The 19,290-nt window shown below is 60.7% G+C and carries 22 protein-coding genes, 1 tRNA gene and 1 pseudogene; 17 read left to right on the top strand and 7 right to left on the bottom strand.

Annotation, left to right across the window (positions count from 1 at the left end):
* Window positions 1-97: 97 nt before the first annotated feature.
* The gene (locus tag EDD52_RS17530; protein WP_132247378.1) at window positions 98-856 is read right to left on the bottom strand and encodes a hypothetical protein; all 759 of its coding nucleotides are present in this window, start codon (window positions 854-856) and stop codon (window positions 98-100) included.
* Window positions 857-1,179: 323 nt separating this feature from the next.
* Window positions 1,180-1,574: pseudogene (locus EDD52_RS17525) on the bottom strand (transposase); the annotation flags it as partial.
* A 66-nt stretch (window positions 1,575-1,640) separates the two neighbouring features.
* Here EDD52_RS17525 and EDD52_RS24405 point away from each other — a divergent pair.
* From EDD52_RS24405 to EDD52_RS24055, 4 genes are all read left to right on the top strand, one after another.
* Window positions 1,641-1,871: a hypothetical protein gene (locus EDD52_RS24405; RefSeq protein ID WP_424449926.1), complete on the top strand. Its 231-nt coding sequence runs from the start codon at window positions 1,641-1,643 to the stop codon at window positions 1,869-1,871.
* 444 nt (window positions 1,872-2,315) lie between these two features.
* Window positions 2,316-2,789: a hypothetical protein gene (locus EDD52_RS17515; RefSeq protein ID WP_132247376.1), complete on the top strand. Its 474-nt coding sequence runs from the start codon at window positions 2,316-2,318 to the stop codon at window positions 2,787-2,789.
* Window positions 2,790-3,240: 451 nt separating this feature from the next.
* A complete protein-coding gene (locus tag EDD52_RS24060) occupies window positions 3,241-3,807 on the top strand; it encodes a type II toxin-antitoxin system PemK/MazF family toxin (protein WP_243651993.1) in 567 nt (188 codons plus the stop codon).
* Window positions 3,804-4,256: a hypothetical protein gene (locus EDD52_RS24055; protein WP_243651992.1), complete on the top strand. Its 453-nt coding sequence runs from the start codon at window positions 3,804-3,806 to the stop codon at window positions 4,254-4,256. Before EDD52_RS24060 ends, EDD52_RS24055 begins: the two co-directional genes overlap by 4 nt.
* Window positions 4,257-4,459: 203 nt before the next feature.
* Here EDD52_RS24055 and EDD52_RS17505 read toward each other — a convergent pair.
* A tRNA-Ser gene (locus tag EDD52_RS17505) sits at window positions 4,460-4,549 on the bottom strand.
* Between the two features lie 280 nt (window positions 4,550-4,829).
* On the opposite strand from EDD52_RS17505, the gene EDD52_RS17500 reads away from it, so the two are divergent.
* The 7 genes from EDD52_RS17500 to EDD52_RS17470 all read left to right on the top strand — a co-directional run bounded on the left by EDD52_RS17500 (window position 4,830) and on the right by EDD52_RS17470 (window position 11,261).
* Window positions 4,830-5,639 (top strand): DUF2059 domain-containing protein, encoded by an 810-nt coding sequence (locus tag EDD52_RS17500; protein WP_132247374.1) that lies wholly within the window; start codon window positions 4,830-4,832, stop codon window positions 5,637-5,639.
* A gap of 216 nt (window positions 5,640-5,855) precedes the next feature.
* Complete coding sequence (locus EDD52_RS17495) at window positions 5,856-6,512, top strand: 50S ribosomal protein L21 (protein ID WP_132247372.1); 657 nt, start codon at window positions 5,856-5,858, stop codon at window positions 6,510-6,512.
* 13 nt (window positions 6,513-6,525) lie between these two features.
* Window positions 6,526-6,795, top strand: coding sequence for a 50S ribosomal protein L27 (rpmA, locus tag EDD52_RS17490; protein ID WP_132247370.1), 270 nt, complete (start codon window positions 6,526-6,528; stop codon window positions 6,793-6,795).
* Between the two features lie 340 nt (window positions 6,796-7,135).
* Window positions 7,136-7,681 (top strand): GNAT family N-acetyltransferase, encoded by a 546-nt coding sequence (locus tag EDD52_RS17485; RefSeq protein ID WP_132247368.1) that lies wholly within the window; start codon window positions 7,136-7,138, stop codon window positions 7,679-7,681.
* Between the two features lie 120 nt (window positions 7,682-7,801).
* Complete coding sequence (gene obgE / locus EDD52_RS17480; protein ID WP_132247366.1) at window positions 7,802-8,839, top strand: GTPase ObgE; 1,038 nt, start codon at window positions 7,802-7,804, stop codon at window positions 8,837-8,839.
* The gene (gene proB, locus EDD52_RS17475; RefSeq protein WP_132247364.1) at window positions 8,827-9,933 is read left to right on the top strand and encodes a glutamate 5-kinase; all 1,107 of its coding nucleotides are present in this window, start codon (window positions 8,827-8,829) and stop codon (window positions 9,931-9,933) included. The genes obgE and proB overlap by 13 nt, the downstream gene beginning before the upstream one ends.
* 62 nt (window positions 9,934-9,995) lie before the next feature.
* Complete coding sequence (locus EDD52_RS17470) at window positions 9,996-11,261, top strand: glutamate-5-semialdehyde dehydrogenase (RefSeq protein ID WP_132247362.1); 1,266 nt, start codon at window positions 9,996-9,998, stop codon at window positions 11,259-11,261.
* A 38-nt stretch (window positions 11,262-11,299) separates the two neighbouring features.
* Here EDD52_RS17470 and EDD52_RS17465 read toward each other — a convergent pair whose 3' ends face one another.
* Complete coding sequence (locus EDD52_RS17465) at window positions 11,300-11,902, bottom strand: histidine phosphotransferase family protein (protein WP_132247360.1); 603 nt, start codon at window positions 11,900-11,902, stop codon at window positions 11,300-11,302.
* Window positions 11,903-11,928: 26 nt separating this feature from the next.
* Between EDD52_RS17465 and EDD52_RS17460 the strand changes: the two genes are divergently transcribed.
* The 3 genes from EDD52_RS17460 to olsA all read left to right on the top strand — a co-directional run bounded on the left by EDD52_RS17460 (window position 11,929) and on the right by olsA (window position 13,872).
* Window positions 11,929-12,117: a DUF3553 domain-containing protein gene (locus EDD52_RS17460; RefSeq protein WP_132247358.1), complete on the top strand. Its 189-nt coding sequence runs from the start codon at window positions 11,929-11,931 to the stop codon at window positions 12,115-12,117.
* A gap of 136 nt (window positions 12,118-12,253) precedes the next feature.
* Window positions 12,254-13,024: an L-ornithine N(alpha)-acyltransferase gene (gene olsB / locus EDD52_RS17455; protein WP_132247356.1), complete on the top strand. Its 771-nt coding sequence runs from the start codon at window positions 12,254-12,256 to the stop codon at window positions 13,022-13,024.
* Window positions 13,021-13,872: a lyso-ornithine lipid O-acyltransferase gene (gene olsA / locus EDD52_RS17450; protein ID WP_132247354.1), complete on the top strand. Its 852-nt coding sequence runs from the start codon at window positions 13,021-13,023 to the stop codon at window positions 13,870-13,872. The genes olsB and olsA overlap by 4 nt, the downstream gene beginning before the upstream one ends.
* Window positions 13,873-13,891: 19 nt before the next feature.
* Here olsA and EDD52_RS17445 read toward each other — a convergent pair whose 3' ends face one another.
* Together EDD52_RS17445 and EDD52_RS17440 are read right to left on the bottom strand one after the other, a co-directional pair.
* The gene (locus EDD52_RS17445) at window positions 13,892-14,512 is read right to left on the bottom strand and encodes a thiamine phosphate synthase (RefSeq protein ID WP_207906047.1); all 621 of its coding nucleotides are present in this window, start codon (window positions 14,510-14,512) and stop codon (window positions 13,892-13,894) included.
* 83 nt (window positions 14,513-14,595) lie between these two features.
* Complete coding sequence (locus EDD52_RS17440; protein WP_132247352.1) at window positions 14,596-14,925, bottom strand: TfoX/Sxy family protein; 330 nt, start codon at window positions 14,923-14,925, stop codon at window positions 14,596-14,598.
* A gap of 132 nt (window positions 14,926-15,057) precedes the next feature.
* On the opposite strand from EDD52_RS17440, the gene EDD52_RS17435 reads away from it, so the two are divergent.
* The 3 genes from EDD52_RS17435 to EDD52_RS17425 all read left to right on the top strand — a co-directional run bounded on the left by EDD52_RS17435 (window position 15,058) and on the right by EDD52_RS17425 (window position 18,516).
* A complete protein-coding gene (locus EDD52_RS17435) occupies window positions 15,058-15,804 on the top strand; it encodes an RNA methyltransferase (RefSeq protein WP_132247350.1) in 747 nt (248 codons plus the stop codon).
* 92 nt (window positions 15,805-15,896) lie between these two features.
* A complete protein-coding gene (ctaA, locus tag EDD52_RS17430; protein ID WP_132247348.1) occupies window positions 15,897-17,030 on the top strand; it encodes a heme A synthase in 1,134 nt (377 codons plus the stop codon).
* A 4-nt stretch (window positions 17,031-17,034) separates the two neighbouring features.
* On the top strand, window positions 17,035-18,516 hold the full coding sequence (locus EDD52_RS17425; RefSeq protein ID WP_132247346.1) for a carboxypeptidase M32: 1,482 nt from the start codon (window positions 17,035-17,037) through the stop codon (window positions 18,514-18,516).
* Here the strand turns inward: EDD52_RS17425 and EDD52_RS17420 are convergent.
* Window positions 18,504-19,289 carry a transglutaminase-like domain-containing protein gene (locus EDD52_RS17420; RefSeq protein ID WP_132247344.1) on the bottom strand — a complete coding sequence of 262 codons (786 nt, stop codon included), beginning with the start codon at window positions 19,287-19,289 and terminating at the stop codon, window positions 18,504-18,506. The two genes, EDD52_RS17425 and EDD52_RS17420, sit on opposite strands and share 13 nt — an antisense overlap.
* Window position 19,290 lies beyond the last annotated feature (1 nt).

Here is a 19,290-nt window from a genome sequence, read left to right as displayed (position 1 = left end):
AAACGAGGGTTGATAAGCAGAATGCTCCGGCGCTGGATGATGAGTCGATGTTCCATGACAGGTCCCTACAGTAGCGAGAGTCGTTCGGAGCCTGGTGTCATCCTAGCATCAGTTTTTTGACTTCCAGAAGACCTTTCCCAACAACAACGAGCAGGGCGATCAAAACACCCAAGTGAGCAAAGATCGTTTTCTTTTCGAAGCTTAATTCAAGCAGGTGGCAGGTTGTCAGCTTAAAAAGATGAAAACTGGCGTAAAGCAGGAGCATCGCGAAAACTAGGCCCAAATAGATTAGTACCGGAGCCGTCGCGCAAATAATCGCGATAAAGATAAAAAACATAATATCGTCGCCGCCCATTTCGATAATATCCCTTAGTAAAACGATTGCCTTTATGCAGAAATATAATCCGATAGAGCATAATGAAACGGCTACCAAAGGAAAATATCGCGTCTTGACCGATAATGATAGGGCCAGCATGAATGGAATCAAAGTGGTTAGCCCCAGGACAAACGGAAATGTTAGTAGCACTAAGGGCCTGCTAAAAATTTGCATATAAAAGAACTCGAACGCGCCAACATCAACCTGATGTGCAATGACGTAATAAATCGAGGTGGCAGTTGGGATAAGAACTACGGGGTATATATAAAAAATCAGCAGCTTGGATATTCTCTCCAATCGAAGGACCGCTATTTTCGCAAGATTTGGGAGCCTCAAATCGTCCATGTAAAAATACCAGCGAAGCGCCAGATTGTTGAGCCATGCAATCTGTCGTGTCAAAAGCAGGGCATCCAACGCAGTCAGGATGCCCGCAATCATGCCACCCACTGCAACCGAGAATCCTAAACCAGTCCAGTCCATGATGAGCATTCCACTCTAGATACGTGGTGGATAACCTAGTGGATACTGTTGTTTTCTGGAAAGACTTTTTCTCCAGATTTCGACGTATGGCAAAAGTCTGACCCATGGCATTTCATGCTAAAGAAATCTAGCTAGTGAGGGCAGGACATTGAAGGATGAGCCGCGTTCGGCCAGGGATTAAGGGCATTTGGTGCAAGCCACCCAAGCAGGGAAAATCAGCGCTTTAGCAGGCTGCTGAAAAACGGTACGTGAAGGTCGAGGGATTGTTTTTCATCGGCTTTCGGCTTCCGTGGCCCGCGTCACTGGCGGGTTTTTTCCTTGGCTCATGTCGCCAGCAACCTGGGCAACCGTGCCAAGTTGCACGCTGCCATGGTCATCGTGAATTGCGCGCGCATCTTCTCGATGCCGCGGTGGACGGTTTGGGTCATACCGCCGACCGTCTTGGCTCAGCCGAAATGCTCCTCGATCTTCTTCCGGCAACGCTGTGACCAGGCGTAGCCGGGGTGGCGGGTCGTTCGACCGTCGAGCGCGGAATGCCGGACCCTTTGTGCAATATGCGGCGTGACAACCATGCGGCGCAGATCGGCGACGAAATCGACGCTGTCATACCCCTTGTCCGCCGCCAGCGTCAGGCGCCTGGTCGAACCCGGGGAGTGCCGGTTGATCATGTCTAGCGCAGCCTTGCGTTCGGCGTGCCCATCGGTGGGGTCAGGTCGGCCAGCTCTCGGGTGAGCAGGCCGCCGCGCTCGCGGGTCTGGCCCCCATCGCACATGACAGCGGCGCCATGCGCGGGAAGCGCGCCATTGGAGGAGGACGGCGCCAGCTGCGACACGTCATGTTCCAGGCGGCCCTCGTTGCCAGCCATCACAACCCGATCCTGAAAACCTTCGCTGACCGCCTGAGAGCCGCGGGAAAGCCACACAAGGTTGTCATCACAGCCGTCGCACGCAAGCTCGTCACGATTGCGAACGCGCTCTGCAAATCTCGCCTGAAATGGGCCAATCAAGCCGCCTGAGGAATACAGTTGCTAGTGCCGACCGCAGCATCGGCCAGAAACACCACCGCCTTAGGAGCGGCGGCTTCCGAGGAAATGGCCCACGAATCTCGCGCCTGCAGCATAGCTGAAGCTGAGCTTCGCATGAACGTCGCGAAAGGGCTGCCTGCGGTCACATACGACGACGACGGCAACTGCACAGGCCAGTGGTCAGGACGCTGCGGTGCTGCATGGCGGCAGTGAGCCCGAAACGGCCATTCACAGTCGCATTTCCGCCCCTGCGCAAGCCTGACTGCCACTTGCCTGCGCAGATTCTTCGGGAGACTGCGCTTTGGTCTATTCCAGGTAATTAGGGAGGGGCTTGCACCGGGCATCCGGCCTATCTAAGCTCGACTTGTCCAGCGGCCGTTCTGGGAACCTCGATTTAGTTCGCTTTCGGTGCCGTGCTGAAGGGGAGGTTCTTGGATGAAGACGCTCACTTACATTGTCGTGCTCCTGGCGGGTTCGGCAACATATGCCGGCGAAGCCATAAATGGCGAAACATCCTCTTTGTCGAGTACTCGAACTTGGGCGACAGGATCAGATTCCGGATACTATATCTACAGTTCCGAGGGTGAAATCGCTTGGAAAACTGGCCCATTTGACGATATGGCCATTGAATGCCACGGTGCGGGTTTCTGGACGTCCCAGGAAATCACGGGCGATGGCATCTGCATCTTCGGAGAGGAGCCGGACCGTTGGACGGTCGTTCAAGAGATGCCTGAGGACAGCAACTTGTGGGCTGACAAGTCCAATAACTCCCAACGTCAGGGTGTTTGGAAAGTCGTCAATGGCACGGGTCGATTTGCCGGAATGACCGGTTTCGGTACTTTTGTTGCCCGGGACGCGGCAGGCGGAGGCAGGGTCACAGAAGTTGATGGCGAAATTGAGCTGAGATGACAGCACGTCGGGGTCGAACGAACGCCCTACTACGCCGCCAGCTTGGCCCCGAGCAAGAAGCTGGAATCTGACGGCAAACAGCGGATGCCCGCTAAGTCCCGCTGTGCGACCTTCGAAAATGCTGCGCGGTCCTTGAACGGCTGCAATGTCTAAGCTGCGCCGCGGCGTTCTATCAAGCTTAGCGCGACAACGAGGTGTGCTTTGTTAGATTCTGCAAGGACTGCAATCTGTGCGAGTTAGCCGTTTGTAAGTGGCGCAGGGACTGGCAGCGGCTTCACCGTCTTTGATCGCTTGCCCAAATTTTGACGAGAGGGTCACCCTCTCGCCGCTCTCCCGGTTTCTGCATTCCAGTTTTGCTGCGCGCGCTTTGTGACGCGCAGCAAAACTGGAGGCTTTTTCGAAGGTTTTCAAAGCTGGTGTCGATTTCCAATCACATCAATGGAGACCCCAGATGTACCATTCCCCCAAATCCTTCGTCCCGGTTTTCGACTGGAAAGATCTCGTCGAACGCGGTGACGTTGTATTGTTTGCCTTTCCGGTAAATGAGGACGCCGACGGCCCGACAGAGGAGCCCAAGCGGCGGCCGTGCCTCGTGCTTGATGTCTTCGAGCTGAACGGCACAAAGTTCGTCGAGCTTGCCTATGGCACCTCCGCGCGCACCAAGGCCAACACGGGCTATGAGGTCCGCGTCGGGCACACGGCTTCGTGCGACGCGGCGGGGCTGGATCGGCCGTCCCGCTTTGTCTGTGCGCGGCGTGTGATCGTCAGCGTCAACCACCCTGGCTTTGAGGGCGGTGACGAGCGCGGCACCCGGATTGGTCGGCTCGACCCGCCGCTGTTGGACCGGATGAACGCTGTCCGGGCCCGCCTGCAGGCTGAGGCAGATATCCGGGCCGAGGAACGGCGGGAACGTCGGGAGGAAGAGGCGCGCTGGCAACGCGAAGAGCGCGGTCTCCTGGAGCGGAACCGCGCATCTTGCGCCACCATCCCCCTCAAATCCAAAGGAGATCTCGTATGACACAGCAGCTTTTGCCCATCACCTACGACAATATCGAAGCCATCGGCGCGTCGGCCTTCGCCAAATCCCGCGAGTGCATCACGGCGATCCGGATGGACGTGTTGCACAACATCCAACCGCTGGAGCGTCTCGGCTTTGAACGGCTGATCAAGGCCATCGAGGCCCGCCGGATCTTCACCCCGGAGATCCTGGAGGAGTTGGACGTGCAGATGGATTTTCTCACCCGGGAGATCGACAAGGGCACGACCGTGCATCAGCGCTACGACTACGACGAGTGCAACGTCTCGGCGCCCGCCTGTTGGCAGGAGAGGCAGACAACCGAGCGCGCGGATGAGCTGGGGCGTGCGATGATCATGTTCTTCGACCTGCACGAGACCCTGCAAGCGGTGCACGACCTGATGCATGCCCAGGAAGCCCTGACCGAGTTGCGCCAGTCGCTCTGTTCCTGACCTTCCCCTGAGGCACGCGGGCATAGACACCCCGCGTCAGGCGCGCTGGCGACCCTTCTGCTGCTACAGATGTCAGCGCGCCGCACTGTGAATGATAGAAAATGTGTAGCAAATTGTGTAGCAACTCGGTGTGGTCAGGTGTGCTTTGAGTTTGCTAAGTTATTGCGATACAAAAGAAAAACCTGAGTACGATGCAGGTTTTATGGCGGAGAGACAGGGATTCGAACCCTGGGAACCCGTGAAGGCTCAACGGTTTTCGAGACCGCCCCGTTCGACCACTCCGGCACCTCTCCGCGGGGGTCTGGTGGAGGTGGCATTTAGCGGCTCCGGCGGTGGGGTGCAACAGTAAAAGCGGGGGCAGGGGAAACTTCGGATCGTCTCAAGGGTTTCGGGCGGAACCGTGGTGGGCCTGGCAACCGGCAGAAACGACTTCCTGACCCATGTGGCCTAACATCGAACTTGTCCCTCACATACCTGTGGCGAGAGGTTGCCGGGGGCGAAGGCTCTGCTTGGAAATCACCGGACGAGCGACTAGGTAGAGCTGCAACCCTGCTCGCAAAAAGGTAGCACAATATGTTCCTTCGTCATCTCTTGGCCGCTCCGCTGGTCCTGCTTTGCTGGCCTGCGATGGCCGATCCGGCGGAGGACTTACTGGATGCGCTTGGCATCCCGCAGGAGATCAGCGTCATGCGCGACGAAGGGATCGAATATGGCCACGACCTTGCCGAGGATCTTATCCCCGGCGGTGCGACAGAAAGCTGGGACGAGGTGGTGCGCGAGATCTACGATGCAGAGCGTATGGAGGCGACGGTTCGGAAAGGCTTCGTCGACGCGCTTGGTGATACGGATATCGAACCGCTTCTGGCCTTTTTCAGCTCCGAACAGGGCCAGCGCATTGTCGAGCTGGAGATCAGCGCCCGCAGCGCTTTGGTGGATGAGGATGTCGAAGATCAGGCGCGAGCGGCCTATCGCACGGTCGACGGGACGGATGACGACCGGCTGCAACTGCTTGAAGCCTTTGTTGAGGTGAATGACCTGGTCGAGGCCAATGTCGTGGGGGCGCTGAACTCCAGCTACAGGTTCTACCTTGGCCTGGCGGATGGCGGTGCCTTTGACATGAGCGAAGACGAGATACTGTCGGATGTCTGGGCACAGGAAGACGACACCCGCGCAGATACACAGGAATGGCTTTATGGTTATCTTTTGCTGGCATATGGCCCGCTGGAGGATCCGGCGATCAGGGACTATATCGCGCTGTCGAAGACAGAGGCGGGCGCGGCCATGAACCGTGCGCTTTTCGCAGGCTTTGACGTTATGTATGGCGACGTGTCCTATGCGTTGGGTCTGGCTGCGGCGACCCAGATGCAGGGACAGGATCTTTAGGTCCGCACTTGCCCAGAAAGCCTGCCAAGAAAGCTTGACAACGCGGCGAACTCGACCGATAAGCCCCGAACACGCACGGCGGGGCCTTTGGCTCCGCTGTCGTGTTTTGTTGTAACGATGTCCCGAAACGGGGCACGCAGTTCGAGGCGGGGCCAGCCCCAGCAACACCGGCAGGGCCGGGGCCACAGGACGCGGAAGAAACGAAGGAAGACCGAGATGTTCGCGGTTCTGAAAACCGGCGGCAAGCAATACAAAGTACAGTCGGGCGATGTGCTCCGGGTGGAAAAGCTGGCTGCTGATGCTGGAGAAAAAGTCCAGTTCAACGAGATTCTGATGGTTGGTGGCGACAGCCCCGTCGTCGGTGCTCCGCTGGTGGCTGGTGCCGCCGTGCAGGCCGACGTGATCGACCAGATCAAGGGTGACAAGGTCATCAACTTCGTCAAGCGCCGCCGGAAGCACAGCTCCAAGCGGACCAAGGGTCACCGCCAGCAGCTGACCCTGCTGCGGATCACCGAGATTCTGGCCTCTGGCGCGGATGCATCCGGTGTCAAGGCTGCTGTTGGTGCCGGTTCCGTTGCGGGCGTGGCTGCTGCCGCCGCCGCACCGAAGAAAGCCGCGCCAAAAAAGGCCGCTGCGAAGGCTGAAGCCCCCAAGGCCGCTGCGCCTGCTGCCGGTGGCGACGACCTGAAGGAACTGTCGGGCGTTGGCCCCGCACTGGAAAAGAAGCTGCATGAGAACGGCGTGACCACATTCGCCCAGATCGCAGCCTGGACCGAAGCGGACGTCACCGAGATGGACGAGAAACTGTCGTTCAAAGGCCGGATCGAGCGTGAAGGCTGGATCGCTCAGGCCAAAGAACTGGCTTCGAAGTAAGGAGAGCTGAAAGATGGCACATAAAAAAGCAGGCGGTTCCTCCCGCAACGGACGCGATTCCGCAGGCCGCCGTCTGGGCGTAAAGCTCTACGGTGGTCAGCATGCAATCCCCGGAAACATCATCTGCCGCCAGCGCGGCACGAAGTGGTGGCCGGGTGAGGGCGTTGGCATTGGCCGCGACCACACGATCTTTGCCACCGAAGAAGGCAAGGTCACATTCCACAAGGGCCTCAAAGGCCGCACCTTTATTTCGGTCCTGCCAGTGGCGGAGGCCGCTGAGTAAGCCGACCCATTGGTAAAAAACAATTTGGGGGATCGGCTTAAGGGCCGGTCCCCTTTTTCGTTTTCGCGGTTTGTGCGGGTATCGGCCGAAATGGTGCCCCGTCACTTTCCGTGGGTCTTTTCGCAGGCTTCCGGGGAGGGGCGGGCCTTGCAAGCCGAGCAGACAATAACCATCTGATATTAAGGGTTACGCAGTTTTCTTCACCCAACCTGTGACAGCCAGGACGGCCAAAAAGACGTGCATTGGCAAACGTCGGCAGGCCGCAAAGTCCAAGGGTGGTGCGAATTGCGAACCGATGTGCGGCACATGCGCCGCGCGGGCTTTTTAAGGGAGGAACCTGATGAGCCTTGACCACGAGATTGATCCTCAGCCCGTCGTCCAGACGGAGCGTTTTGACCTGCGCCCGCTGCGCAAAAGCGATGGCGGGCTTATCGAAATGCATGCCGGTGACCCGCGCGTCGCCAAGATGACCAGTTCCATTCCGCACCCGCTTCCACCGGGGACGACGGAAGCGTTGATCCAGCGTTCGCTCGCGCCCGTGCGTGACGAAGATATCTGGGCGATCGACGGGACCAAGGCGCAGGGGCCCGAGGTGATGGGGCTGATCTCGCTGGAGCGGATGGATCGCAACCAGTCCGAGGTCGGCTATTGGGTGGCACCCGCCTTCTGGAACACCGGTCTGGCATCCGAGGCGGTCGAGGCGTTGGTCAATGCCAATCCGCTGTCGAATGAGACCATGTTCGCCAGCGTCTTTCAGGACAATCCGGCCTCGGCGCGGGTGCTGACGAATTGCGGGTTCGAATATATTGGCGACGCCGAGGTTTTCTGCGTCGCCCGCAATGCAACGGTTCCGACCTGGACCTACATAAAGAAGCTGCGCGGCTAAGGCGGAATGCCCGAATTGCAGCGGCGCGGGGGGCAGATCCCGCGCCGTCTTGCATTGCGGGGCTTGAGCCTTGGCGCGAGAAACACTATCGCCTGACAGGCAAAACCCCCGGGGGCCCCGATGAAATTTCTAGATCTGTGCAAAGTTTATATCCGTTCGGGCTCTGGCGGGGGCGGCGCGGTCAGTTTTCGCCGCGAGAAGTATATCGAATTCGGTGGCCCCGATGGGGGGGACGGCGGCAATGGCGGCAATGTCTGGGCCGAGGCGGTCGACGGGCTGAACACGCTGATCGATTTCCGCTACCAGCAGCATTGGTTTGCCGAGAACGGCCAGCACGGCATGGGCCGACAGCGCACCGGCAAGACCGGCGAAGATATCGTGCTGCGCGTGCCTGTCGGGACAGAGATTCTTGACGAAGACGAAGAGACCGTGATCGCCGACATGACAGAGCTTGGCCAGCGCGTCCTGCTTGCCAGGGGCGGTAATGGCGGTTGGGGCAACCTCAACTTCAAGAGTGCGACCAATCAGGCACCGCGCCGGGCCAATCCGGGGCAGGAGGGTGTGGAACGCACGCTCTGGCTTCGGCTGAAACTGATCGCGGATGCGGGCCTTCTGGGCCTGCCCAACGCGGGCAAGTCGACCTTCCTTGCGGCCACGTCGAACGCGCGGCCCAAGATTGCCGATTACCCGTTCACCACGCTGCACCCCAATCTGGGCGTTGTGGGGGTCGATGGCGCCGAGTTCGTCATGGCGGATATTCCCGGCCTGATCGAAGGCGCGCATGAGGGGCGGGGGCTGGGCGATCTCTTCCTTGGCCATATCGAACGCTGTTCCGTCCTGCTGCACCTTGTGGATGGCACCTCCGGGGATCCGGTGCGCGATTACGAAACCATCATCGAAGAGCTGGAAGCCTATGGCGCGGAACTGGCCGACAAGCCCCGTGTGACCGCGCTGAACAAGATCGATGCTCTGGACGAGGAAGAACGTGCCTTTCTGAAAGAAGAGCTGGTGGCCGTGGTAGACGGCCCAGTCATGCTGATGTCCGGCGTTTCGGGGGAAGGTCTGCAAGAGGTGTTGCGTGCTGTCCGGTCGCAGATTTCGCAGGATCGGATCCGTCAGAAGGGTCCCGAACAGGAGTCGGAAGCTTGGCGTCCCTGAGCGAAGCAAAACGGCTCGTCGTCAAGATCGGCTCGGCCCTGCTGGTTGACAGGGACACCGGGGCGCTGCGGTCCGACTGGCTGCACGCTTTGGCAGCGGATGTCGCAAGGATCAAGGCGCGCGGCACGGATGTGATCCTCGTCTCTTCGGGTTCCATTGCGCTGGGGCGGGGCGTTCTGCGTCTGCCTCCCAGCGATCTTGCACTGGAGCAAAGCCAGGCCGCCGCCGCAGTTGGCCAGATCCGCCTGGCCCGCGCCTATGAAGAGGCGCTCACCCCCCATGGGATCACCACCGCGCAGGTGCTGGTCACGCTGGAGGACAGCGCCAATCGCCGCCGCTATCTCAATTCCCGCGCGACGCTGGAAACGCTTGTCGGTTACGGCGTCGTGCCGATCGTCAACGAAAATGACACCGTCGCCACTGATGAAATCCGTTATGGCGACAATGACCGTCTGGCCGCACAGGTTGCAGTGACGGTGGGGGCGGATCAGTTGATCCTGCTGTCGGATGTCGATGGGTTCTATTCTGCCAACCCCGCGCAAGACCCGAACGCGCGCCGCTATGATGTGATCGACAAGATCACGCCCGCGATCGAAGCAATGGCGGGCGATGCCGGTTCCGGCCTGTCCAAAGGCGGGATGAAAACCAAGCTGATGGCGGCAAAGACCGCCACCGCGTCCGGGTGTGCCATGGCGATCTCGGACGGCTTCGTGCTGAACCCGCTGCAAGCGCTGGAAAATGGGGCGCCTACTACGTGGTTCACGCCGCTGCTGGACCCGCATGCCGCGCGCAAACGCTGGATCGCGGCGATGAAACCGCGCGGGACGCTGGTGCTTGATGATGGCGCCGCGCGGGCGCTTGGTCAGGGGCGCAGCTTGTTGCCCGCGGGCGTGACGGAAGTCTCTGGCAGTTTCGGACGCGGCGATCCGGTGGTGATCTGCGATACATCCGGGCGCAGTCTGGGGCAGGGGCTTACACGCTACACGGCTGCCGAGGCGCGCGTCATTCGCGGGCATCGCAGTGACGAGATAGAGGCGCTGCTGGGCTACCCCGGCCGGGCCGCCTTGATACACCGGGATGATATGGCGCTGTAAGCGCGACTTCTGCTATAGTTTCTGCGGTCGGTCCCGCCCGGCCCAACACGAAAGGCTGCCCCATGAAAGACCTCGACGACATTCCCGCCATCATGGCTGAAATCGGCGCCCGTTCAAAAGCGGCGGCTGCGGAACTGGCCTATGCCGCGCCATCGGCAAAGGCGCAGGCGCTTGAGGCTGCGGCAGATGCTGTCTGGGCTGCGCGTGCCACCATTGTCGAGGCCAATGCCAGAGATCTTGAATTCGGGCGCGACAAGGGCCTGTCGGATGCGATGATGGACCGTCTCTTGCTGACGGAAGAGCGGATCAAGGGCATCTGCGACGGGCTGCGCGCCGTTGCGGCACAGGCAGATCCCGTGGGGGCCGTTATTGCAGAGTGGGACCAACCGTCCGGCCTGCATATCAAACGCGTGCGCACGCCGCTTGGCGTTGTCGGCGTCATTTACGAATCCCGTCCCAACGTGACTGCGGATGCGGGCGCGCTCTGCCTCAAGGCGGGCAATGCCGTGATCCTGCGCGGCGGGTCCGAGAGTTTTCATTCCTCGCAGGCGATCCATGCCTGTCTGGTCGAAGGTCTGCGGGCCTCGGGCCTGCCCGAAGATGCGATACAGCTGGTTCCGACCCGTGATCGTACCGCCGTCAGCGAAATGCTGACCATGACCGATACGATCGATGTGATTGTCCCGCGCGGAGGCAAGGGGCTGGTCGGGCTGGTTCAACGCGAAGCGCGCGTGCCAGTCTTTGCCCATCTCGAAGGCATCGTCCATATCTACATCGACAAGCAGGCCGATCCGGTCAAGGCGCTGAATATCGTCCTGAACGCCAAGACCCGCCGGACCGGTATCTGCGGTGCAGCGGAGTGCCTTCTGATCCATCAAGACGTGCTCGATACGGTCGGTCAGGGCGTCATTCGCGCGCTGCTTCAGGCCGGTGTGCGCGTTCATGCCGACGAGACGCTCATGGCGATCGAGGGGACAGAGGCCGCCACTTCCGAAGATTGGGGGCGCGAGTATCTCGACATGGATATCGCCGCAAAGGTCGTACCGGATATCGACGCGGCCATCGCCCATATCCGGCAATACGGCTCCAACCACACTGATTGCATCATTACCGAAGACGATGCCGCTGCCGACCATTTCTTCGAACGACTGGACAGTGCCATCCTGATGCGCAACGCCTCCACCCAGTTCGCAGATGGGGGCGAATTTGGCATGGGTGCCGAAATCGGTATCGCCACGGGCAAGATGCACGCGCGCGGGCCGGTGGGCGCGGAACAGTTGACGAGCTTCAAGTACCTCGTCACCGGCGACGGCGCGATACGCGGCTGACCCCGTTTTTCTAGGGTGCCCGGATCACGGGGCGGGGGTCAAAAACGGATGTCGATTGTCTCTTCTGTCTCCCGCCAGTTGATGTCGCGCCCCTGGTCGGCCGCGCGCACGGCCAGAAGCGGAAACTGGACATCCGCAGGCCGGATATCCGATGCGCTGACGCTTCCGCGCAGCACTTTCCAGATTGCCGGATCTACCCGGATCTGCGGTCCGGTGGCCGCGAGATGCCATTCGCCATTGCTGCGGCTGATCTGGACATTCCCGCCACGCAAAAGCGCCCGGTCCATGCAGAGCAGGGCCAAAAGGGCGAGCTGCACCTCCTCGCGCGGGGCCGGTTCGGACAGGGTCCAATCCGCACTCAAACGGTCGCCTGCATACATGCCCGAGATGACGGATTGGGCCTCGTTCACGCTGAGAGATTGGCCAGAGCCGCTGGACCCGAAGGCGATGCGAAAGAAACGGATGCGCGCATTGGCATGGGCGCAGCTTTCCGAAATCAGCTCCATCTCCGGCGAAGAATCAGCGTCCCCGGTCAGCGAGATCAGCTCCAACCCGTTCTGGATGGCGCCAATCGGGCTGATGAGATCATGACAGATACGAGAACCTATCAACTCTGCGAGGTTGGCGTTACCATGCATCATTGGTCCCTCCCACGACAGGAGTTGTCATGGACGAAATGAACGCAATGCTGGAGCCCGGCATGATCGTGCGCCACCCTGATTGCCCCGAATGGGGGCTAGGGCAGGTGCAATCGAATATAGGGGGTCGAATTACGGTCAATTTTCGCGAAGCCGGAAAGAAAGTCATTGAGGGTTCCCACGTGTGCCTTTTGCCGGTTTTCGATGTCGGTCAATAAGACATGGTATTGTTTACGATTGGTAAATATCATCTTAGATCACGTAATGGTTGAATTACCAGCGGCAAGTCGCTTCGAAATTCGTCGCCCGCGTAATGCCGTTGCGTGACGAAGGGCGCCTACGAAACAGGACGGAATGAACTCTCAACTCCCTCACTACATGGCGCGCCTGGCGCAGACCCCGGAAGAAGTCGTTGCGGCGCAAAGATTACGCTATGACGTGTTCGTCCGGGAACTGGGCGGCGATGGCCCGCTGGTCGATCATGAGGCCGGGCTGGAGCGTGACCGCTTTGACCCGTTCTACGATCATCTGATCCTGCTGGATTGCCGGGTTCAGGCGGACACACCGCCGCCAGTTGTCGGGGTCTACCGCGTCCTGCGATGCGATCAGGCGGAAAAGGCGGGGCAATTCTATTCCGAGGGTGAATATGATCTTGCACCCCTGCGCAATTCCGGGCGGCGTCTGCTGGAATTGGGGCGCTCTTGCCTGCATCCGGATCATCGCGGCGGCACGGCGATGGTGCATTTGTGGGGGGCGTTGGCGCAATATGTAACGTCGCATGAGGTCGAGGTTCTCTTTGGTGTGGCAAGCTTTCACGGCGTTGACACGCAGGCGCTCGCCCAACCCTTGTCCCTCCTTCGGGCGCGTCACCTTGCACCACCAGAGCTGCGGGTGCGGTCGCGGGAGTATCAGCCCATGGATATCGTGCCGGAGGACCAGATAGACCGGCGCCGCGCGATGCTGGAAACACCCGCCCTGATCAAGGCCTATCTGCGGCTTGGCGGCTTTGTCGGGGACGGTGCCTATATCGACCGTCAGTTCAACACGACCGATGTTTGCCTTGTCATGGATACGGCGCGGATGAACGAACGGCAGAAGGCGCTTTACCAACGGAATGACGGATGAACAGCACCTGGTCAGGGCAAGAGCCTGATGAGATGCCCCCGCTGGGGGTCGGCGGCTGGACACGGCTGGTTTTGCGGGGCGGGGCGGTTGGCACCGTGGTGTTTGGCGGGCTGGCGGTCCTGCTGCTGGTCCGGCTGGTTGAAAGGCCAGTCCACGGCCTGCGTCGCCCCTGGACGCCGTATATCACCCAGACCGTGTGCCGCGCGGCACTTCGGCTCATCGGGCTGGAGTTGACCGTGCGGGGGCAGCAGATGCGCCAGCACGGGGCCATCGTGGCCAATCACTCTTCCTGGCTTGATATCTTCGTGCTGAATTCCCGCAAGAACATCTACTTCGTGTCAAAGTCCGAAGTCGCAAATTGGCCGGGGATCGGATGGCTGGCACGTGCCACCGGAACGCTGTTCATCCGACGCGACAGACGCCACGCACGTGCACAGACCCAGCTCTTCGAGGATCGGCTACTGGCCGGGCACAAACTGCTGTTTTTCCCCGAGGGTACGTCCACGGATGGACTTCGCGTTTTACCATTTAAGTCAACGCTTTACGAAGCGTTCTTTTCCGATCACCTGAGGCATGAAATTTGCGTCCAGCCCGTCACGCTGATCTACCACGCTCCAGAGGGGGAAAGCCCACGCTTTTACGGCTGGTGGGGGGACATGGATTTCGGCTCGCATCTTGTGAAAACGCTTGCGGCGCCACGACAAGGCCGCGCAGAGCTGATCTACCACGCGCCGCTACGGGTGGATGATTTTCCAAACCGAAAATCGCTTGCGCTGGCGACCGAAGAGGCCGTGCGCAGCGCCCATCAATATGTGTTAGAAGATCAGGATGTAATGCAGCACTCCTGATGCATTACATGAAGGTGTGTCAGCCCATTGCCGCCAGAAGCGTGCGCAGGGTTTCTGTCGGGTCATCGGTCGACCAGATTTCCTCTCCTATGCCGAAGAAATCGGTGTAACCGCTTAAATTTGCAACTGTTTCCGGGCTGATCGCACCTTCGGCCACGACCGGGACTTCGATCACTTGCGACCACCATTCAAACAGTTCCGTCTCGGCATGGCTGCCGTCGCCCAGAGGGCTCTCGCCGACGGGTCCGAAGCTGATGTAATCTGCGCCCAGTTCTCCGGCTGTCAGACCATCATGGCGGGACTGTCCGCAATAGGCGCCGACGATCGCATCAGCACCTAGATCCTTGCGGGCCTTGCGCACCGAACGCGCACCATCTGTCAGGTGGACCCCGTCCAACCCCAGCCGCTGCGCAAGCAGGACATGTTCTTCGATCACCAGCGCGACATCGCGCGCATGGGCAATCTCGCGGACGGCATCTGCGGCGCGGCTGATGCGGTCCTCGTCCCGGGTGGCCATGGACAGGCGGATGCAGGCAATCTCGGTACTGTCGAGCACGCGGCCCAGCAGCCCCGGAAAAGTGCTGAGTTCAAATTCCGGCGGCGTGATGAGATAGATCTGTGGCGTTTCCGTCTCGGCCATCTTGCGCACTCCCAAAGCAGTATCGGCTTCATATACCGTGGGTTATTGGCCTTGACCATGGGGGTTTGCGCTTGGGAACTGCGCTATTTTCCGGGTAGGGAACCGGCAAAGGCGACAGCCATCTGCGTCAGCTTTTCACGTGTGGCGTCATCCTCTGCGCAGTCGGCGGGCAGATCGACAAAGGCCCGCATCGGGCGCCCGGTGAAATCCATTGGTTTCGTGCCGGGCAGGGCCAGCGCCTCTTCATGGGCCGGTTTTCCAACCCGGTACATCAGCCCGTTCTTGTGTACGCCGCAGGTCATGTTGCCATTCAGCATGAAGCAGATCCCGCCGAACATCTTCGTTTCCGACAGACCCGGCAGCGGGCCCAGATCGTCGCGCATCTGTTGGGCAAGATCTTCGTCGTAAGCCATGGTGTTTTCTCCGCCAGAATGCCGCCAGTCTAACAGCGGAAAGTCGTCCGGCGTAAGGAGATATTGGCCGCCACGCTTGCAGTCCGCAGTTGGCTTGCGTATCGGAAAACCCGACAGCAGAATGGAGACCCCATGCCGACCGACACGCCCCAGCCAGCCTTTGTGCTCGTCCGCCCGCAGATGGGCCAGAATATCGGTGCCGCGTCGCGCGCGATGTGGAATTTCGGGCTGGACCGGATGCGGCTGGTGGCGCCCCGCGACGGGTGGCCAAACCCGGATGCCGTGGCGATGTCGGCAGGGGCCGGGCGGCTGCTGGACGAAGCACAGCTTTGCGAAACGGTGGCAGAGGCGGTGGCGGATTGCACCTATGTTCTGGCCACAACGGCGCGGCCGCGCGGGCTGACCAAACCAGTGCTCAGCCCGGAACGCGCCATGAAGGAAGCGCGGGACCGTATCGCGCGGGGCGAGAAGGTGGCCGTGCTTTTTGGGCCAGAACGCGCCGGGCTGGAGAATGCCGATATCGCGCAGGCCAACGCGATCATCTCTGTGCCGGTGAACCCGGAATTCGCCTCGCTCAACCTTGCGCAATGCGTGTTGCTGACGGCGTATGAATGGCGCCGCCAGACAGAAGACGTGATCGCCGAGGAAATGGCGATGGCCGGTACGGAATGGGCCAACAATCAGGAAATGGATGCGCTGGCAAAGCATTACGAAGACCGGCTGGACGCCGCGGGTTTCTTCTTTCCCGATGACAAGGCCGAAAGTATGAAGATCAACCTGCGCAACCTCTGGAGCCGGATGCCGATGACGCGCGCCGATGTGCAGACCCTGCACGGCATCCTGCGTCAGATGGTCCGCTGGAAGGAACGCGGCGACTGACTTGAAGGCCCCGGTGGGCCGCCCTAGTGTTTGCGCGATACCCGCGCCGGGCTTGACCCGGCGCCTTGCGGGTCCCGAAGGAGAACAGCCTGATGAGCCAGAAACGCAGCATCTTCGAAGAGGTCGAAACGCGCGACAAAGCGGTGCCGCAGACCGGCGTGATCGACCGTGCCAAACGCGGCGCGCGGGGGCCGATCCGGCTCTGGCTGATGCTCATCTTCGTTCTGGTCGTGGCGATGATCCTTGTGGGCGGGCTGACCCGGCTGACGGATAGCGGCCTGTCGATCACCGAATGGAAACCCGTCACCGGCGCGCTGCCCCCGATGTCCGAAGCCGACTGGCAGTCAGAGTTCGAGCTCTATCAGGAAATTCCCGAATATCAGTTGCAGAACAAGGGCATGAGCCTGTCGGAATTCAAGACGATCTATTGGTGGGAATGGGGCCACCGCCAGCTTGGACGTGTGATCGGACTGGTCTGGGCGCTTGGCTTCGTGGGCTTTCTGGTGGCTCGAAAGATCCCGCCGGGTTGGACGCCTCGGCTACTCCTTCTGGGCGCTTTGGGCGGGGTTCAGGGCGCTGTCGGCTGGTGGATGGTCTCCAGCGGATTGGAGGGGTCACGGCTTGACGTGGCAAGCTACAGGCTGGCGATCCATCTGGGCCTTGCTTTCATAATCCTGGGCTTTCTGGGCTGGTATATCCTGATGCTGTCGCGCGAGGAGCGTGACCTGATGCAGGCGCGCCGGTCACGCGAGGCCCGGCTCTTTGGCATGGGCACCGGTCTTCTGCACCTGGCCTTTGTCCAAATCCTGCTGGGCGCGCTGGTCGCCGGGATCGACGCGGGCCGGAACTATATCGATTGGCCGCTGATGGCCGGGGGCTTTCTGCCGCCGGATCCGTTCCAGCTTGAACCGCTCTGGCGGAACTTCTTCGAGGATGACGGGCTGGTGCAATTCATGCACCGTATGGCGGGTTATCTGCTGGTTGTCTTTGCCATAATCGTCTGGAACCGTGCGCGGCGTTCGCCCAATGCAACGACGCGCTTTGCCTTCAACGCGGCACTTGCGATGATCCTGCTGCAAATGGTGCTGGGCATCATTACGGTGATGTATTCCGCGCCGCTGCACTTTGCCATCCTGCATCAGTTGGGCGCGATCCTGGCCTGGGTGCTGATCCTGCGGGCGCGCTTTGCCGCGCAATACCCCCGCCTTCAATCTGTAAGAGGCTAGCATCATGTCTGCATACCAAGAACTGCTCGCATTTCAGCGCGAGACCGAAGCGCTGCAGGAAGTGTCGGGCCGTCTGGGCTGGGACCAGGAAACGGTGATGCCACGCGGCGCTGCGGCCCAACGCGGCGAAGAAATGGCCGCGATGGAAGGCGTGCTGCATGCCCGGCGCACCGATCCGCGCGTGGGCGACTGGCTGTCCGCGATCGACGATGCCGCACTCGACCCGGTGGCGGCCGCGCAGATGCGCCATATCCGCCGCGCCCATGACCGGGCGACGCGCGTCCCGGCGCGGCTGTCGGCAGAGCTGGCCCGCGTCACCAGCCTCGCACAGGGTGCCTGGGCAGAGGCCCGCGCGGCAGATGATTTCCCGCGCTTCGCCCCGGTTCTGGCCGAAGTGATCCGCCTGCGTCAGGAAGAGGGCGCAGCCCTATCTGATGGCACCGACCATTCGCCCTATGACGCGATGTTGCAGGATTACGAACCCGGCGCCTCTGCCGCCTTTCTTGAAGATTTGTTTGGCGCGCTGCGCCCGCGACTGGTGGCTTTGCGCGAAAAGCTGTTGGGCGCGCCGACGCCCAAGGGCTTGAGCGGCACATTCGATGTCACGCAGCAACTGGCCCTGTCAGAGAGTGTTGCCAAGGCCTTTGGCTACGACCTCGCACGCGGACGGATCGACAAGGCCGTGCATCCGTTCAGTTCCGGCAGCGGTCAGGATGTGCGCATCACCACGCGGACCAATGCGGAAAACCCGTTCGACTGCCTCTATTCGACGATCCACGAGGTCGGGCATGCCTGCTATGAACAGAACATCCATTCCGACTATCTGCTAACGCCGCTTGGGGCAGGGGTCAGCATGGGGGTGCATGAAAGCCAAAGCCGGATCTACGAAAACCAGCTGGGCCGCAGCCGCGCCTTTTGCGAATATCTCTACGGCCAGATGCGCGACCGTTTCGGCGATATCGGCGTGGACAGTGCTGACGCGTTTTACGCCGCCGTCAACACCGTGCATCGCGACTATATCCGGACAGAGGCCGACGAGGTGCAGTACAACCTGCATGTCCTCATTCGGTTTGATCTGGAGCGAAAGCTGATCGCAGGCGATTTGGCCGTGGCCGATCTGGAAGAGGCGTGGAATACAAGGTTCGAGGCCGATTTCGGCTACCCGGTCAACAAGGCGTCGAACGGCTGTTTGCAGGATGTGCATTGGTCGGTCGGGTTGTTTGGCTACTTTCCGACCTACACGCTGGGCAATGTCTATGCGGGCTGCCTGCACGAGGCGCTGCGCAGGGATGTCAGCGATCTTGATGCCCAACTGGCGCGCGGTGACACGACCGGTGCGACCGGCTGGTTGCGCGAGAATGTCCAGCAGCACGGCGGCCTTTACGAGCCGCGCGAGATCATCACCCTAGCCTGCGGAAAGGCGCCAAGCGAGGCGCCTTTGCTGGATTACCTCGAAACTAAGTTCGGCGCGATCTACGACGTCTGAAGACGCATCACGCTGACATTCTGTTCGTAAAGCCCGGCGGGGTCCAACGTCTCCATGAAGGCCACGTCGCAGGCGTCGCGGCCGACAGAGATTACGGCAACCTCGTCCGGCCGGCACATGCCCGTGGCATCGACATTGTGCCACCGGCCATCCAGAAAGACCTGCGCGATGGCGTGAAAATCGGGCGGCTCGACACCAACACCGTAGACCGAGCAATAGCGCGCCGGGATGTCTGCCGCGCGCACCAGGGCGCAGACCATATGGGCATAGTCGCGGCACACTCCGGCGCGCGCTGCGAATGTGTCGACAACGGTGGTGTTGGCATCTGACGTTCCGGGTACGTAGTCCATCTCACGTCCCACCCAATCACGGATGGCTGCAACCTTCGCGCCACCGTCAAGATGCCCGAACCTGCGCGTGACGAAGCCAATAAATTTGTCGGACTGGCAATAACGGGACGGGCGCAGAAACCCCAGAACCTCGCCCGGCAATGCGTGGCGCGGCGTGCTGGGCAGGTCTTCAAGCCGGGTCGTATCGGCGGCAATCTCGACCTTTGCAGAGTAGCGCACGGACATTCGCGGCGCCTGGAGCGAGGCCCACATGCGCTGGCCAACGCCGGATTCCCCGGCCACGCGGGTGATCGATGCGCCGGGAAAGCTCAGCTCTTCGGACAGCACCGTCTGGACCGGCATTCGCGCCACTTCAAAGGCCAGACAGGCCCGAAGATCGCCGGAGAGTTCATACTCCATCGCGACGTCGATCTGGATTTGCATC

This window comes from Primorskyibacter sedentarius (assembly GCF_004342065.1).
GTDB lineage: Bacteria > Pseudomonadota > Alphaproteobacteria > Rhodobacterales > Rhodobacteraceae > Primorskyibacter > Primorskyibacter sedentarius.
Note: the sequence above shows the minus strand (reverse complement) of the source record. Positions and strands in the feature narration are given on the sequence as shown.